A 14,800-nucleotide genomic window follows, 5' to 3' on the forward strand; every position below is an offset into this window, starting at 1 on the left:
TCGCCTGAATCCGCCGCTACCGGATTCAAATTTCTCCATAAGCCGGCTCGTTCGGCCGCGGCCCTTTGCCGTAGCCCGCGATCATGAACAGGGCGCCGATGATCGACAGGTTCTTCAGGGCTTCGATCAGCGTCTTGGCGTTCTCGGGCGCCGGCTGATTCCAGAAATCATGGAAGTAGAAGGTCGCGGCGAGCACGAAAAAGATCAGCAGGATCGCAAAGAAACGCGCGCCGAAATTGACTGCGATCATCAGGCCGGCGAGGATTTCAAAGCCGCCGGCGCCTACCGCCAGCAATTGCGATATCGGCATGCCGGTCATGGTCTCGAGCTGGGAGGTATAGGGCGCAAGCATCGCCGGAATAGCCACCTTGGATGCGATGAAGTCCGCCGTCTGCTGTAGCGCGAAGAGCTTGGTCGCTCCCGTGTACATGAAGAGGACGGCGAACAGGACTCGCCCGAAGGTCACTAACGCTGGCATGGGATCGGCCTCACTGAATGGCATGCAAAATTAGCAGGCGGCGCGAAACGATTATGGGCGTTTCGTCTCCGCTTTTCAAACGCTCAAAATCGAAACCATCCGCGCAGCAGCCTGCGCGCCCCCAACCAGACCTCCTGATAGAAGCAGAACCAAGGCGCTTTCTTGATCATAGCTTTTCAAGCGCCCCGGACTCCCCGGGGCGCGGTAGCCGCGCGTATCAAGAAAGCGCGCCAGAACAAAAGGCTGGACGCCGGTTTTGAATCGGTCTGAACCCGGATCTAGCCGAACAAGGTTGGCTGCTGGCGGCCGGCGCGCTCCTGGGCTTCGACGGCGGCCACCGCCGTCATGTTGAGGACGCCGCGCGCCGTCACGCCCGGGGTGAGAATATGCGCCGGGCGTGACGGCCCGATCAGGATCGGGCCCACCGGCAGCGCATCCGCCAGCGTCTTGATCATCTGGTAGGCGACGTTGGCGGTATCGAGGTTCGGCATGATCAGGATGTTGGCATCGCCCTCCAGGTTCGAGTGCGGCAGCACGAGCTTTCGCGCGGCGGCCGAAAGCGCGGTATCGCCCTGCATCTCGCCGTCGGCCTCGATCTCCGGATGCTTTTCCCGTAAGAGCGCAGTGGCGCGGCGCATCTTGCGCGAGGAGTCGCTGTCGTAACTGCCGAAGTCGGAATGCGACACGAAAGCAATGCGCGGCTTCATGTTGAAGCGCTGCACATGATTGGCCGCCAGCGAGGCCACTTCCGCAAGTTCCTCGGCGCTCGGATTGGGCCGCACTTGCGTGTCCGCGATGAAATAGGAACCCTTGCTGGTGATCATCATCGCCAGCGCCGCGAAATCGCTCACCCCCGGCAGGAAGCCGATGATCTCGCGGACATGGCGCAGGTGGCTCATGTAGCGGCCTTCGACGCCGCAGAGCATGGCATCGGCCTCACCGCGGACAACCGCTAGCGCGGCGATCACGGTATTGTTGGTGCGAACCACGGTGCGCGCCGCCTCAGGCGTGACGCCGCGCCGGCCGGCCACGTCGATATAGGTCTGCACGTAGGAGCGATAGCGCGGATCGTCCTCGGGATTGATGAGATCGAAATCCTGCCCGGCCTTGATCGAGAGGCCGAACCGCTTGATCCTGGCTTCGACGACGGAGGGCCGTCCGACCAGGATCGGCCGCGCCAGTTTTTCTTCCAGCACGACCTGCGTGGCGCGCAGCACGCGCTGATCCTCGCCTTCGGCATAGATCACGCGCACCGGCTGCGTCTTGGCCTTGGCGAATACCGGCTTCATGACGAGACCGGAGCGGAAGGCGAAGCGCTCCAAGAGCGCGGTATATTCCTCGAAATTCTTGATCGGGCGCGTCGCCACGCCGGAGTCCATCGCAGCCCTCGCCACCGCCGGCGCAATGCGCAGGATCAGCCGCGGATCGAACGGGCTCGGGATCAGCGAGCCGGGGCCGAAGCCTTGCGCCTCGCCGGTGTCGAACCCTTGCGCCACCGCATCGGACGGCGCGTCGCGCGCGAGCTGCGCGATCGCCTCGACGGCTGCATGTTTCATCTCCTCGTTGATGACGGTGGCGCCGACATCGAGGGCACCGCGGAAGATGAACGGAAAGCACAGGACGTTGTTGACCTGGTTCGGGAAGTCGGACCGGCCGGTGCAGATCATGGCGTCGGGGCGTGCTTTCCGCGCCTCATCCGGCATGATTTCCGGGACCGGGTTGGCCAGCGCCATCACCAGCGGCTGGTCGGCCATCTGCTTGACCATGTCGTGCGTCAACACGTTCGGCGCGGACAGCCCCAGGAAGATGTCGGCGCCGCCGATCACATCAGCCAGGACGCGCGCGCTGGTCTTCTGCGCGTAGACCGCCTTCCAGCGGTCCATCAGCGTGTTGCGGCCCTCATGCACGACGCCGTCGATGTCGCAGACCCAGATGTTCTTGCGCTGCGCCCCCATCGACACCAGCAAGTTCAGGCATGCGATCGCTGCGGCCCCGGCGCCCGAGCAAACGATCTTCACATCAGCCAGCTTCTTGCCGTTCAACAGCAACCCATTGACGATCGCGGCACCCACGATGATGGCGGTGCCGTGCTGGTCGTCGTGGAACACCGGGATCTTCATGCGCTCCTTGAGCTGTGCCTCGATCTCGAAACACTCCGGCCCCTTGATGTCCTCGAGATTGATGCCGCCGAAGGTCGGCTCCAGCGCCGCCACCGTCTCGACCACGCGCTCGATGGTATCGGCGGCGATTTCGATATCGAAAACGTCGATCCCGGCGAATTTCTTGAACAGAACCGCCTTGCCTTCCATCACCGGCTTCGAGGCCAGCGGACCGATATTGCCGAGCCCCAATACCGCGGTTCCGTTGGAGACCACGGCGACCAGATTGCCGCGGGAGGTCAGCGACGCCGCTTCGGCCGGATTGCTGGCGATTTCGGTGCAGGCCGCAGCTACTCCGGGCGAATACGCCAAAGCGAGATCGCGCTGGTTGGCGAGCGGCTTGGTCGCCTGTATCTCGAGTTTACCGGGCCGGGGCAGCCGATGATACGCAAGCGCCGCGGAATGGAGATCTTCAGAATAGGACGACATACACTCCCCCCACGGGCTTCAACGACCCCGAATACGTGCCGAGGCCGGTCTTGATGCGAACCGTCAGTTTTGCGGCAGATTGAGCCGGATGTGAAGCACGGGCACCCACTTGGATGCAACATCCGCCAGCTTTCCCATCAACAGGGCCATCGACGCAAGGCAGCAAAGCCGGTAGCATATTTTCCTCCCTACCCCGTCCCTTGACCGACAATGTGGCAAATTCGCCTCCCGCAAATGTCGGTGTCCGGAGCACAACTAATGGTAAAGATACTGGTGGGCTTGGTCGCCGCGGTCGTGATCGCGGCGGGCGGCTTCTTCGGCTTCGAATTTTACACCCAGCATCGGATCACGCGCGAGGTCGAGGCCGCGTTCGAGCAGATCAGAGCCACGGGCGGCAAGGCCAGCCACGGCAAGGTGTCGTTCGACCTGAAGAGCCGCACGCTCAGGATCGCGGACATTGCCACGGAATCGGCGTCGCAGCCGCCGGTAAGCGTCAAGATCGCCAGCATCACAGCCTCTGGTGTCGGTCAGCCGGATGCGACGCGCTTCTCGGCTGAAGCCATCGAGGCGAGCGACCTCGAACTCAATACCAGAATGCCTGCAGGAGCGGATTGGCAGGTCACCTACAAGGTGCCGCGGATTACCGCGAAGGATTTCTCCGGACCGGCAAGCCTGCCGCGGCCACCGGCATCCTCGTCAGTGATCGATCTCTATCGACAGCTTATCGAACAGCTTGGGGCGCTCACCGCCTCCTCGATCACGGCGCCCAGCGTTGCCGGCACCATGAACTCCGGAAACCCGGCGCTGGGGAACGGGGAATTCGCCTATTCCAATCTTGCGCTGCGCGACATCAAGGCCGGCAAGATCGCCGCCGTCACCGTCGATCGAATGACGTTCACGGCGACCTCGCAACCGAAGGGCAAGCCCCAGAAGGTCACCGGCGACCTGGCCAATCTCGCCGCGCAGGACGTCGACACGGCAGCCGCCGCAGCGATCCTCGATCCGCAGCGCGCTAATGACGACCAATACTACCGTGTCTACCGGCAGATCAGCGCCGGCGCCTATACGCTCACCTCAGGGCAAGGGCCGACGGTGCGTATCGAGGGGCTGACGGCCGACGATATCGGGGCGCGGCCCTCGCGGCTGCAACTGGCTGCGCTCTTGGCAGCGATACCGTCCGGCACGGCGCAGCCGACGCCGGCACAGGCGCGCGAAATGATGGAGCGGGTGGCCAAGATCTACGAGGGCGTGCGCATTGGAAGCGCCGAGATGCGCGGCTTTTCGATGGATATGCCGGAAGGCGGCTTCAAGCTCGCCTCGATGCGCTTCAGCCTGGAGAACGGAAAGACCGGCGAATTTGCGGTCGAGGGCTTTGACGGCCGGACGCCGCAGGGTCCGATCAAGCTCACCCGCTTTGCGCTGAAGGGGTTGGATATCGCCGGCCTGTTGCGCATGACCGCGCTGTTCTCGAACCCGGCGCAACCACCGCCGCCCGACCAGGCGCTCGGCATGATCGCCCTGCTCGAGGGCGCCGAGCTCAAGGGCTTCGCTGCGCCCTACAAGAACACCGGCAGGCCGATCAACGTCGACCTCGTCAGCCTGGACTGGGGACAGTTCGTCGGACCTGTCCCGAGCAAGGCGCGGCTGATCGCGAAGATGTCCGGTCCGCTTGACGCTGGTCATCCCGGCCAGCGAATGCTGATTGCCGCGGGCCTCGACAAGATGGCGATCAATCTCGATCTCGGCACCGCGTGGACCGAAGCATCACGTTCATTCGTGCTGGAGCCGGCGGCGGTCGAACTTGGCAGCATGCTGAAGGCATCCGCAAAAATTTCGCTCGCCAACGTTCCGCGCGAGGTGTTCTCGATCAATCCGCTTCAGGCAGCGGTCATGGCCGCGCAAATCGAGGCCGGCGCAATCGAGCTCACGGTGCGTGATCTCGGTATCGTCGATCTCGCGGTTACCCACTATGCAAGGACGCAGAACGTCAGCCGCGACGCGGCGCGGCTTGCGATCGTCGACGACGTCAGGGAGAGCGGCGCCAAGGCGGCGACCGGCAACCCCGATGCAGCGGCGGCCGTGGATTCGCTGGCGCGCTTCATCGAGACGCCGGGGACGACGCTTACGATCAAGCTTACACCGCTCGGCAAGGTGCCGGCGATGGAGCTTTTTCAGATGTTGAAGTCCGATCCGCTGATCGCGCTGGCGCAATTCCGGATTGAGGCTTCGACGGGGCTGTGAGCTAACCCTTAGCCGGCAGGTTGAGCCGGATGTGGAGCTCGCGGAGCTGCTTGGTCGTGACTTCCGACGGCGCGCCCATCAAGAGGTCGACGGCCTGCTGGTTCATCGGGAACAGCGAGATCTCGCGCAGATTCGTGGTGCCGCAGAGCAGCATCACGATGCGGTCGACACCCGCCGCCATGCCGCCATGCGGCGGGGCACCATACTGGAACGCGCGATACATGCCGCCGAAACGCTCGACGACATCCTTCTCGCCATAGCCCGCGATCTCGAACGCCTTCACCATCGCTTCCGGCTTGTGGTTGCGAATGCCACCGGAGGCGATCTCGTAGCCGTTGCAGGTGATGTCGTACTGGAACGCCTTGATGGTCAGCGGGTCCATCGTCTTCAGCGCTTCAAGCCCGCCCTGCGGCATCGAGAACGGGTTATGCGAGAAGTCGACCTTCTTGTCGTCCTCGTTGTACTCGTACATCGGGAAGTCGACGATCCAGGCGAGCTCGAACCGGTCCTTGTCGACCAGGTTCAATTCCTCGGCCACCCTGCTGCGGGCGAGCCCTGAGAACTTCCAGAATTTTTCCGGATCGCCCGCCACGAAGAACGCGGCGTCGCCCTCCTTCATGCCGAGCTGGTCGCGGATCGCGGCCGTCCGTTCTGCGCCGATGTTGTTGGCCAAGGGGCCGGCGCCCTCGCCGCCCTCGCGCCACATGATGTAGCCGAGACCGGGCTGGCCTTCGCCCTGTGCCCACGAGTTCATGCGGTCGCAGAAAGCGCGTGAACCGCCGCCCTTGCCCGGGATCGCCCAGACCTGGTTCTTCGGGTCTTCCAGCATCCGCGCGAACACCTTGAAGCCGGAGCCCCGGAAATGCTCGGAGACATCCTGCATCACGATCGGGTTGCGCAGGTCCGGCTTGTCGGTGCCGTATTTGCGCAGCGCTTCCGCAAACGGAATCCGCGGCCAGCCTTTGGTGACCGGCTTGCCCTTGGCGAACTCCTCGAACACTCCGGTGACAACCGGCTCCATCGCCGCAAAGACGTCTTCCTGCGTGACGAAGCTCATCTCAACATCGAGCTGATAGAACTCGCCCGGCAGACGATCGGCGCGCGGGTCCTCGTCGCGGAAGCACGGCGCGATCTGGAAGTAGCGATCGAAGCCGCTCATCATCAGGAGCTGCTTGTACTGCTGCGGCGCCTGCGGCAGCGCGTAGAACTTGCCGGGATGGATGCGCGACGGCACCAGGAAGTCGCGCGCGCCCTCCGGCGACGATGCCGTCAGGATCGGGGTCTGAAATTCGAAAAAACCCTGCTCCTTCATCCGCCGGCGCATCGAATCCACTATGGCGCCGCGGGTCATGATGTTCTGGTGCAGCTTCTCGCGACGGAGATCGAGGAACCGGTACTTGAGCCGGATATCTTCGGGATATTCCTGCTCGCCGAACACCGGCAGCGGCAATTCGCCGGCCGGGCCCAGCACCTCGATCTCGCTGACGTAAACCTCGACCCTGCCAGTCGGCAGTTCCGGGTTGTCGGTGCCCTCGGGTCGCCGGCGCACCTTGCCGTCGATCCGCACCACCCATTCCGAGCGGAACTTTTCCACTTCCTTGAATGCCGGCGAATCCGGGTCGGCCACGCACTGGGTGATGCCGTAATGATCGCGCAGGTCGATGAACAGCACGCCGCCGTGATCCCGGATGCGATGGCACCAGCCGGAAAGACGGGCGATTTGCCCGATGTCGCTCTCGCGGAGCGCGCCGCATGTATGTGACCGGTAGCGATGCATGGAAGTCCCAAAAAACAGATGTCGGAGGCCAGAATCTGGGGCCAAAGCCCGCGCGAATTGCGGGAGGGTTTACCCGACGCGGCCGGGGGCGGCAACCAATGGTGGGGCCTGTTTTGCGCTCTGAAAGCGAGATTCCGCCCTCCAGCGGCCGAACCGTTTGCCTATTCCGGGGGCGCGCCTATCTTTAGGCCATGACTGTCCATTTCCCGTTCCAGCACACCTACGCGGCCCTGCCGGCGAACTTTTTCGCCCGCGTGGCGCCGACGCCCGTGGCCGCCCCCCGGCTGATCAAGCTGAACCGGGCCCTGGCGGTCCATCTCGGCCTCGATCCGGACGTGCTGGAGAGCCCGGAAGGGGCGGAAATCCTCGCCGGAAAGCGCCTGCCTGAAGGCGCCGATCCGATCGCGATGGCCTATGCCGGCCACCAGTTCGGTCAATTCGTGCCCCAGCTCGGCGACGGCCGCGCCATCCTGCTTGGCGAAGTCATCGACAAGGACGGCATCCGCCGCGACATCCAACTCAAGGGAAGCGGCCCTACGCCGTTCTCGCGCCGGGGCGACGGCCGCGCCGCGCTCGGCCCGGTCTTGCGGGAATACATCGTCAGCGAGGCGATGTTTGCGCTCGGCATCCCCACCACACGCTCGCTCGCCGCCGTGGTCACCGGCGAGGGCGTGATGCGCGAGACCATGCTGCCCGGCGCAGTGCTCACGCGCGTCGCTGCCAGCCATGTCCGCGTCGGCACCTTCCAGTTTTTCGCGGCGCGTGGCGACACCGACGGCGTGCGCGCGCTCGCCGACCACGTCATCGCCAGGCACTATCCTGATGTGGCAAGGGCCGAGCGACCCTATCACGCGCTGCTCGAAGGCGTCGTCGCCCGCCAGGCCGACCTCGTCGCCCGCTGGCTTCTGGTCGGCTTCATCCATGGCGTGATGAACACCGACAACACCTCGATCTCGGGCGAGACCATCGACTACGGCCCCTGCGCCTTCATGGATGAGTACAATCCGGCGCAGGTGTTCTCCTCGATCGACGAGTTTGGCCGCTACGCCTATGCCAACCAGCCGCGCATCGCGCTGTGGAATCTGACGCGGCTCGCCGAATGCCTGCTGCCGCTGTTCTCCGACGAGCAGGACAGTGCGATCGAACAGGCGCAATTCATCCTCGGCGAATTCGCCGACAAATTTACCGCGGCTTATCAGGCAGGGCTGCGCAAGAAGATCGGCCTGTTCACCACGCGCGACGGCGACGAAGCTTTGATCCAGGATCTGCTCGACGCCATGGCGAAGAACACGGCCGACTTCACCCTCACCTTCCGCCGCCTTTCCGACGCTGCTGGCGATGGCGCCGACGACAAGGTGCGAGATCAGTTCACCGATCCCGCAGCATATGACGAATGGGCCACGCGATGGCGCAAGCGCCTCGCCGACGAGCCGCAGTCCGCCGCCGAGCGGCAGGCCATGATGCGCGCGGTCAATCCGGCCTTCATTCCACGTAACCACCGCGTCGAAGCTGTGATCGCCGCGGCCGTGAACAACGACTACGCGCCGTTCGAGGAATTGCTGAGGGTGCTGGCGAAGCCGTACGAGGATCACCCGGCCTATGCGGCCTATACCGAGCCGCCACTGCCGGACCAGCGCGTGCTGCGAACGTTCTGCGGGACGTGAGAGACGGGTGGAGCGGAAGCGAAGCCGCCAAGTCCTGGCAGAGAAATGATGGGTGCACTGCCGTTAACCTCACTCCTTAAGAGTCCGTCCACCATCCACCGACCCAATCCATCCGAGGGTTCCACAAATTAAGAAACGGTCAACGCGCTCCCCGCAAATCTACTGGTTTATTGTGGGAGAATTGCCATGGACGCCTTTGCTTTCGCATTCATGGGAATGGTGATGGTTGCGCTCTGTCTCGCCGTGCTCGCGTTGCCGTCGGGCCGACGCCGATCGCGACACATTCGCTACTAGAGGGCGATGAGATTCGGTTCAGTCGATCGCCTGCTGCGCCGGCGTTGACGGCTACTTTGCATGGGGTTGTTTTCGATATTTTGTTTGGCCTCAATGCAGCAGCGGGCCGAACCTGATCTCATCATGCTCTAGTGACGTCTTTCGGATATCGACCGTATCCCGACCGTGTGATCACCAGACGCGTGGCGATGCCCGAATCGAAAGGCATTTCTGGTCTCATGAGGCAGGCTGCACGGCACAGGCGTTGGTCCGGAATCACAAACTGCGCCATTCCGCCCGCCAAACGACGCAAAAAAGCCGTGTTCAGGCTCAAATGCAGGGCTCAAATCCCCTGCGACGCCCTTGACATATCAGCGTTTTCGGCAGAACGCCTGTCGGAAGCGTCATGGATAGTTCATGGATCTGATTACCACCACTTCCGACCTCGCCGCGGCCTGCTCGCGGCTCGCCCAGCACAAGGTCATCACGGTCGATACCGAGTTTCTGCGGGAGACGACCTACTACCCCCTGCTCTGCGTCGTACAGATGGCGAGCCCCGACGAGGCCGTCGTGATCGACACGCTGGCGCCCGGCATCGACCTCAAGCCGTTCTTCGAACTGATGGGAAACGAGGCGGTGCTGAAGGTGTTTCACGCCGCCCGCCAGGACATCGAGATCGTCTGGCACCAGTCCGGCACCATTCCGCACCCGATCTTCGATACGCAGGTCGCCGCCATGGTGCTCGGCTATGGCGACAGCATCGCCTATGATCAGCTCGTCGAGCGCGTCACTGGCCACCGGCCCGACAAGACCCACCGCTTCACCGACTGGTCGCGGCGGCCGCTGACGCCCGAGCAGATGCATTACGCGGTCTCCGACGTCACCCACCTGCGCGATGTCTTTGCAGCGCTCGACGCCGATTTGAAAAAGCGCGGCCGCAGCGACTGGGTCAGCGAAGAGATGGAAGTCCTGACCTCGCCAAGGACCTACGATTTCCACCCCGAGCGCGCCTGGGAGCGGCTCAAGACGCGGGTACGCAAGCCGAAGGAGCTTGCCGTGCTGATGGAGGTCGCAGCCTGGCGCGAGCAGGAAGCGCAAAGCCGCGACGTGCCGCGCTCGCGCGTGTTGAAGGACGATGCGGTCGGCGACATCGCCACCCACGCGCCGACCACCCTGGAGCGCCTCGCCAGCCTGCGCTCGCTACCGAAGGGTTTTGACCGCTCGAAATGGGGCACCGACATCATCGCCGCCGTCCAGCGCGGCCTCGCCCGCGATCTGCACACGTTGCCGAAGATCGAAAGGCCGCGCGGCAATTCGAACGGTGCGGCGACCGTCGAACTCCTGAAGGTGCTGCTGCGGATGACCTCGGAACGCCATGCCGTCGCGAGCAAGGTGATTGCCACCGTCGACGATCTCGACCAGATCGCGGCCGACGACCACGCCGACGTTCCCGCCCTGCACGGCTGGCGCCGTGAACTGTTCGGTGAAGCCGCGATTGCCCTGAAGCACGGGCGTCTCGCGCTCGCGATCGAAAAAGGCCGCGTCATCAGGGTTGATCGGACGTAAGGAACAGACAAGTTTCGTAGCCGCACTTCTGCGGCTCCGGGCCTGGAGCCTATCGCGATACGGCTACGTCATGAACCGGCCTTCGATAGCCCCTTGCTCTGCCGCCATGTGCCGGGCGGCGCGCCGACGAGGCGGCTGAAGGCGCGATTGAAGGCGGCTTCGGATTCGTAGCCGACACGGGAAGCGATCTCGGCAAGGCTGAGGCTGCTGTCGCGAAGCAATCGCCTGGCGAGGTGCATCCGCCATCCGGCAAGGTACGTCATCGGCGCTTCGCCGACCAGCTCGACGAAGCGTTTGCCGAGCGCGGCGCGCGAGATTGCCGCGCGGTCTGCCAGCTCCTCGACGGTCCACGGCCGCGCCGGCTCGGCGTGAAGCAGCGTCAGCGCGCGACCGACATGGGGATCGTTGAGGCCCGCCAGCCAGCCGGGACGCCCCTGGGCGACATGGGTCAGCTGCCAGCGCACGACCTCCATAAAGAGCAGCTCGGACAAACGGGCGAGCATGGCGCGGTTTCCGGGACCTGGCCGCATCGCTTCGGCGACGAGCTGACCGATCGCAGCCCGCCACCAGCCAGCCTCCTGATCGAGCGTGACCGGCTCCGCATAGCGCTCCGTGTCAGAAAATGCATCGAGGATGACCTTGCCGTTGCGCAGGCGGACGCAAATGAATGCCGGCATTGCGTCGAGGAGTGGCCCGAACCTTTGGTCGGAATGCAGGTAGCCGCACACAAAGCGCGTCTCCTCCCCGCCCCCACCATGCTTGACCCAGGTGATCTGCTCGGCCGACGGCTTGGGGAAGATGCTGGCAATCGCGACGGGAGAAAGCCCGGGGTCGCTGGTCATGACGTGCTGATCGCCACGCGGGAACACCAGAACGTCACCGGCCTCTATCCTGATCGGTTCGAGCTTGCCGCATGTGATCCAGCAGCCGGCGTTCATTGCCAGATGAAACAGCGTGATCGCTTCCGCGCCCGGCATTAGCCGCGAAGCCAGCAGGTCCGGTGGGGAGGTCACGACCGACCATGGCCGCGTAAACTCGGCATTGAAATGAATGGCGCCCGACACACGGATGACGCGCAGAACCTCGGACAAAACGTCCATTTGGCCTCCAGGGCTGGATCACTAAACGGTGCGTAGCGTCTCGGCAAAGAATCTGAGCGCCACGATCATTGTGTCAACTCTGGCCCGGCCTTAGTTCACCGTCCGGTTCGGTTGAGCGAGCTTTCGCAGCCCGCCCGATGCGGTCGATCGGGCCATGGCCGATCCATCGCGGCAGAACCGGCCGAATTTTATGCGGCACTGGCCGCGAAAATTGTTTCACGAACGGAGATTTTGGATGTTTCTCGAGACGATTGACGAAACTGAGGCGACAGGCCGCATCGCCGAGCTCTACGCGGCGCAGAAAGCCCAGAGCGGCTTCGTAATGTCCGCGACGCGCTGCTGGACCGCGCGGCCGGATCTTCTGCCGATCTACCAGGAGTTCGCCGACAAGATCCGCACCGGCTTCTCGCTAAGTCCGCGCGACTGGCGGCTGATCACATTCGTCGCCGCAAAGCAGGTGCCGTCCACCTACTGCTCGCACGTGTACGGCAAGCAGCTTCTCGCTGACCTCGGCTCGAAGGAAGCGGTTATTGCCGTGCGACGCAACTTCGCCTCGGCGCGACTAAGCGAACGGGACGTCGAAATGCTGCGCTATGCCGAAATGATCGCAAGCGACGCGTCCCGCGTGACAGCGAAAGACATCGAGCGGCTGCGGGCGGTGGGCTTCACCGACATCCAGATCTGCGACATCGCGTTCTGCGCCGCGTTCCGCTGTTTCGTCGCGCGGTTCTTCGATGCGGTCGGCGCCGGCCCGGAGCCGGCCTTCATCGACGCAGACGCCGATTTTCGCAAGGCGATGACGGTCGGCCGAGCGATCTGATGAAGAGATTTTTTCAACCCAGAACTTTCAACCGAGCATAAGAGGAGGTGACTATGACCACTAACGTCAAACAGATGATGGAAGCCGCCAACGCAGCGGTGCCGCGCATCACGCCCGCACAGGCCAAGGAGATGATTGCGAAAGGAAGCACCCTCGTCGTCGACGTGCGTGACGCGCCGGAAGTGGAGAAGAGCGGCAAGGTCGCAGGAGCCATCCATGTCTCCCGCGGCATGCTGGAGTTCCGCGCCGATCCGGAGACGCCCTATCACGACAAGAATTTTGCCAAGGACAAGACGGTCATCCTTTATTGCGCGTCCGGCGGACGATCCGCGCTTGGCGGCAAGGTGCTCAAGGATATGGGGTACCCCAATGTCTACAATCTCGGCGCCTTCAAGGACTGGGCCGAGAGCGGCGAGGCGATCGATAAGCCGATAGAGCCTGACATGTGATGACAATCGTAATCGTCATCACTTGAACGAGCGCGAAACATCCGAGCCGCCGCCCGAGTGGCGGGCCTAGCCGTGCATGACGCGGTGGGCCGAACTATTGCAGTTCGCTACCATTTCAATTCCAGCCCCAGCGTGCCCTGGTGCGACTGCATCGCGGCGCGGAGTTTGGCGTCGTAGTTGACGTAGAGGCGCGCGGTGTTGCTGAGGCTCAGCGAGGCCGAGGCGCCGGCATCGGCGCCATACCGGCTCTCGCCGATGCCCTGTAGCGTCAGGCTCTGACCGCCGAGGCTGACTGTGACGTCGGAGAAATTCTGCACAAGGTTGTCGACGAACTTGCCGTAGCCCGACAGGTCGAAAATCTTGCCGTCGAAAATCCAGTAATGGCCGATCTCCGCGCCGAGCAGCACCCGCGCGCGCTGCACGGTGGCGCCCGTCGCCGATACCGGAGCGAGGCCGCCGATCTCCTGCAGCGCTCCGGTCTGGGCGCGGACATATTCGAACGCAGCCTTCGGCACAATGCGCCCCTGGTCCTTGGACCAGTAGTAGCTGATCTCGCTCAAGACGCCGTCGAGCCGCGCATCGTATCCGGCGGTCGCTGGTCCCAGTCCGGTGTCGCGGCGCGAATTGATGTTGCCGAAGCCTTGCACCACCGCGCTTGCCCAGGTCCACGGCCCGCTATCGACAGAGGCCGTGAACCCGAGCTGGGTCAGGTCGATCGTCGCCGATTGCAGCGCCAGCGGAATATCGATGGAGGATCGGCTCTGGTCAACCGAAAAGCCGATATTGATGCCCGGCGCCACCCGCGCGCCGATGCCGGCCACGCCGCCCCAGGTCTTTCTGTTATCGCCGACGAAATCGCCGATCGCGCCGTTCTTGGTCGCGTTCCCGTAGCCTTCGAACCAGGTCCGGTAGCGCGGCGCTTCGGTGCTCTCGGAGGCGCCGCCCCCACCCGGATTGGTTCGCTGCAGGCGGTTGAAGCCGTTGTTCGACTGATTACCCAGCCGCTCCAGGAAGTTGCTGCCGAGGTTGGTCAGCGCCGCGCCCGATGACGCCTTCGAATTGATTACCGTGGGTGTCGGACTGGGCGTCGGCGAAGGCGTTGGTGTCGGTGTGGGAGTCGGCGTCGGCGATTGCGCGTGCGCCGCGGACATCAGGGCGACGAGGACGAATGCAATCGCGGCCAGACGCGCCAGCGCGCACCCGGTTCCGAGTTGCCGTGCTCGCGAAGGCCGCCGAGAGCCGCGCATGCAATCCATTCCAAAAGGGCGAAGCGCCAAGACTAAAATGCGCAAATGCCGATAAACCGCAACGATTTGCCCCCAGTTCGCGCAAAGGGTCAATCGGCGCGCGACCGAATACGCGCTGATGTGGTTCGGCTGCCACAGGCGCCGACATCAGGATGAGTCGTGGGAGTTCGTCAGAACCTTGCGAACGCCCAAAATTCGTGTTGCAATCCGAGCTGCAATCGGATTCAGGCCGTTCGACTGTGCGTTTCGCGAGCAGGAAATCTAGCAGCTACCGGGAAGCCCGTTTGTGGCGTGGCACGTGGAAAACGTGGCCGCGTCTTTTTTGTATCTAGACCAACTTGGAGACAGGCGATGGCGATGCACAAGGGCACCGTCAAGTGGTTCAACCCCACCAAGGGGTATGGGTTCATCAAGCCGGCGGTCGGCGAGAAGGACGTGTTCGTCCACATCTCGGCCGTCGAGCGCGCGGGACTCACCACTCTCAACGAGAACCAGCACATCGAGTACGACCTTGTCGAAAACCGCGGCAAGACGTCCGCGGAAAACCTCAAGGTCACCTAGACTTCGTCGACATTAAAACCCCCGGCTTCGCCGGGG

General features: G+C 63.6%; 11 protein-coding genes. 6 read left to right on the plus strand and 5 right to left on the minus strand.

Annotated elements, in window-relative coordinates; translation table 11 throughout:
* Positions 1-25: 25 nt before the first annotated feature.
* Entirely contained in the window at positions 26-478 is a 453-nt protein-coding gene (locus HCN50_RS18260; protein ID WP_171711045.1) for a DoxX family protein, read from the minus strand.
* A gap of 278 nt (positions 479-756) precedes the next feature.
* Complete coding sequence (locus tag HCN50_RS18265; protein WP_171711046.1) at positions 757-3,066, minus strand: NADP-dependent malic enzyme; 2,310 nt, start codon at positions 3,064-3,066, stop codon at positions 757-759.
* A 258-nt stretch (positions 3,067-3,324) separates the two neighbouring features.
* Here HCN50_RS18265 and HCN50_RS18270 point away from each other — a divergent pair, with 258 nt between their 5' ends.
* Complete coding sequence (locus HCN50_RS18270; RefSeq protein ID WP_171711047.1) at positions 3,325-5,307, plus strand: aq_1923 C-terminal domain; 1,983 nt, start codon at positions 3,325-3,327, stop codon at positions 5,305-5,307.
* A gap of 1 nt (position 5,308) precedes the next feature.
* Here the strand turns inward: HCN50_RS18270 and aspS are convergent, their stop codons facing one another.
* Positions 5,309-7,084 carry an aspartate--tRNA ligase gene (gene aspS, locus HCN50_RS18275; protein WP_171711048.1) on the minus strand — a complete coding sequence of 592 codons (1,776 nt, stop codon included), beginning with the start codon at positions 7,082-7,084 and terminating at the stop codon, positions 5,309-5,311.
* A gap of 191 nt (positions 7,085-7,275) precedes the next feature.
* On the opposite strand from aspS, the gene HCN50_RS18280 reads away from it, so the two are divergent.
* On the plus strand, positions 7,276-8,748 hold the full coding sequence (locus tag HCN50_RS18280) for a protein adenylyltransferase SelO (protein WP_171711049.1): 1,473 nt from the start codon (positions 7,276-7,278) through the stop codon (positions 8,746-8,748).
* A gap of 690 nt (positions 8,749-9,438) precedes the next feature.
* Positions 9,439-10,587, plus strand: a complete 1,149-nt coding sequence (gene rnd, locus HCN50_RS18285; protein WP_171711050.1) for a ribonuclease D — start codon at positions 9,439-9,441, stop codon at positions 10,585-10,587.
* Positions 10,588-10,655: 68 nt separating this feature from the next.
* On the opposite strand, the gene HCN50_RS18290 is transcribed toward rnd, so the two are convergent.
* Entirely contained in the window at positions 10,656-11,687 is a 1,032-nt protein-coding gene (locus HCN50_RS18290) for an AraC family transcriptional regulator (RefSeq protein WP_171711051.1), read from the minus strand.
* Between the two features lie 235 nt (positions 11,688-11,922).
* Between HCN50_RS18290 and HCN50_RS18295 the strand changes: the two genes are divergently transcribed.
* Both HCN50_RS18295 and HCN50_RS18300 read left to right on the plus strand, forming a co-directional pair.
* The gene (locus HCN50_RS18295) at positions 11,923-12,507 is read left to right on the plus strand and encodes a carboxymuconolactone decarboxylase family protein (protein ID WP_171711052.1); all 585 of its coding nucleotides are present in this window, start codon (positions 11,923-11,925) and stop codon (positions 12,505-12,507) included.
* Positions 12,508-12,560: 53 nt separating this feature from the next.
* Positions 12,561-12,956 (plus strand): rhodanese-like domain-containing protein, encoded by a 396-nt coding sequence (locus HCN50_RS18300; protein ID WP_171711053.1) that lies wholly within the window; start codon positions 12,561-12,563, stop codon positions 12,954-12,956.
* A gap of 107 nt (positions 12,957-13,063) precedes the next feature.
* Here the strand turns inward: HCN50_RS18300 and HCN50_RS18305 are convergent, their stop codons facing one another.
* The gene (locus HCN50_RS18305; RefSeq protein WP_171711054.1) at positions 13,064-14,203 is read right to left on the minus strand and encodes an autotransporter outer membrane beta-barrel domain-containing protein; all 1,140 of its coding nucleotides are present in this window, start codon (positions 14,201-14,203) and stop codon (positions 13,064-13,066) included.
* Positions 14,204-14,560: 357 nt separating this feature from the next.
* Here HCN50_RS18305 and HCN50_RS18310 point away from each other — a divergent pair, with 357 nt between their 5' ends.
* Positions 14,561-14,764: a cold-shock protein gene (locus HCN50_RS18310; RefSeq protein ID WP_171711436.1), complete on the plus strand. Its 204-nt coding sequence runs from the start codon at positions 14,561-14,563 to the stop codon at positions 14,762-14,764.
* Positions 14,765-14,800: the final 36 nt, after the last annotated feature.

Source organism: Bradyrhizobium archetypum (genome assembly GCF_013114835.1).
Taxonomy (GTDB): Bacteria; Pseudomonadota; Alphaproteobacteria; order Rhizobiales; family Xanthobacteraceae; genus Bradyrhizobium; species Bradyrhizobium archetypum.

Bases quoted from the DNA above. Each gene is read 5' to 3' on its own strand.
- HCN50_RS18295 (WP_171711052.1), top strand. From the start codon at position 11,923: ATGTTTCTCGAGACGATTGACGAAACTGAGGCGACAGGCCGCATCGCC.
- HCN50_RS18260 (WP_171711045.1), bottom strand. From the start codon at position 478: ATGCCAGCGTTAGTGACCTTCGGGCGAGTCCTGTTCGCCGTCCTCTTC.
- HCN50_RS18270 (WP_171711047.1), top strand. From the start codon at position 3,325: ATGGTAAAGATACTGGTGGGCTTGGTCGCCGCGGTCGTGATCGCGGCG.
- HCN50_RS18280 (WP_171711049.1), top strand. From the start codon at position 7,276: ATGACTGTCCATTTCCCGTTCCAGCACACCTACGCGGCCCTGCCGGCG.
- HCN50_RS18265 (WP_171711046.1), bottom strand. From the start codon at position 3,066: ATGTCGTCCTATTCTGAAGATCTCCATTCCGCGGCGCTTGCGTATCAT.
- rnd (WP_171711050.1), top strand. From the start codon at position 9,439: ATGGATCTGATTACCACCACTTCCGACCTCGCCGCGGCCTGCTCGCGG.
- HCN50_RS18290 (WP_171711051.1), bottom strand. From the start codon at position 11,687: ATGGACGTTTTGTCCGAGGTTCTGCGCGTCATCCGTGTGTCGGGCGCC.
- HCN50_RS18300 (WP_171711053.1), top strand. From the start codon at position 12,561: ATGACCACTAACGTCAAACAGATGATGGAAGCCGCCAACGCAGCGGTG.
- HCN50_RS18305 (WP_171711054.1), bottom strand. From the start codon at position 14,203: ATGCGCGGCTCTCGGCGGCCTTCGCGAGCACGGCAACTCGGAACCGGG.
- aspS (WP_171711048.1), bottom strand. From the start codon at position 7,084: ATGCATCGCTACCGGTCACATACATGCGGCGCGCTCCGCGAGAGCGAC.
- HCN50_RS18310 (WP_171711436.1), top strand. From the start codon at position 14,561: ATGCACAAGGGCACCGTCAAGTGGTTCAACCCCACCAAGGGGTATGGG.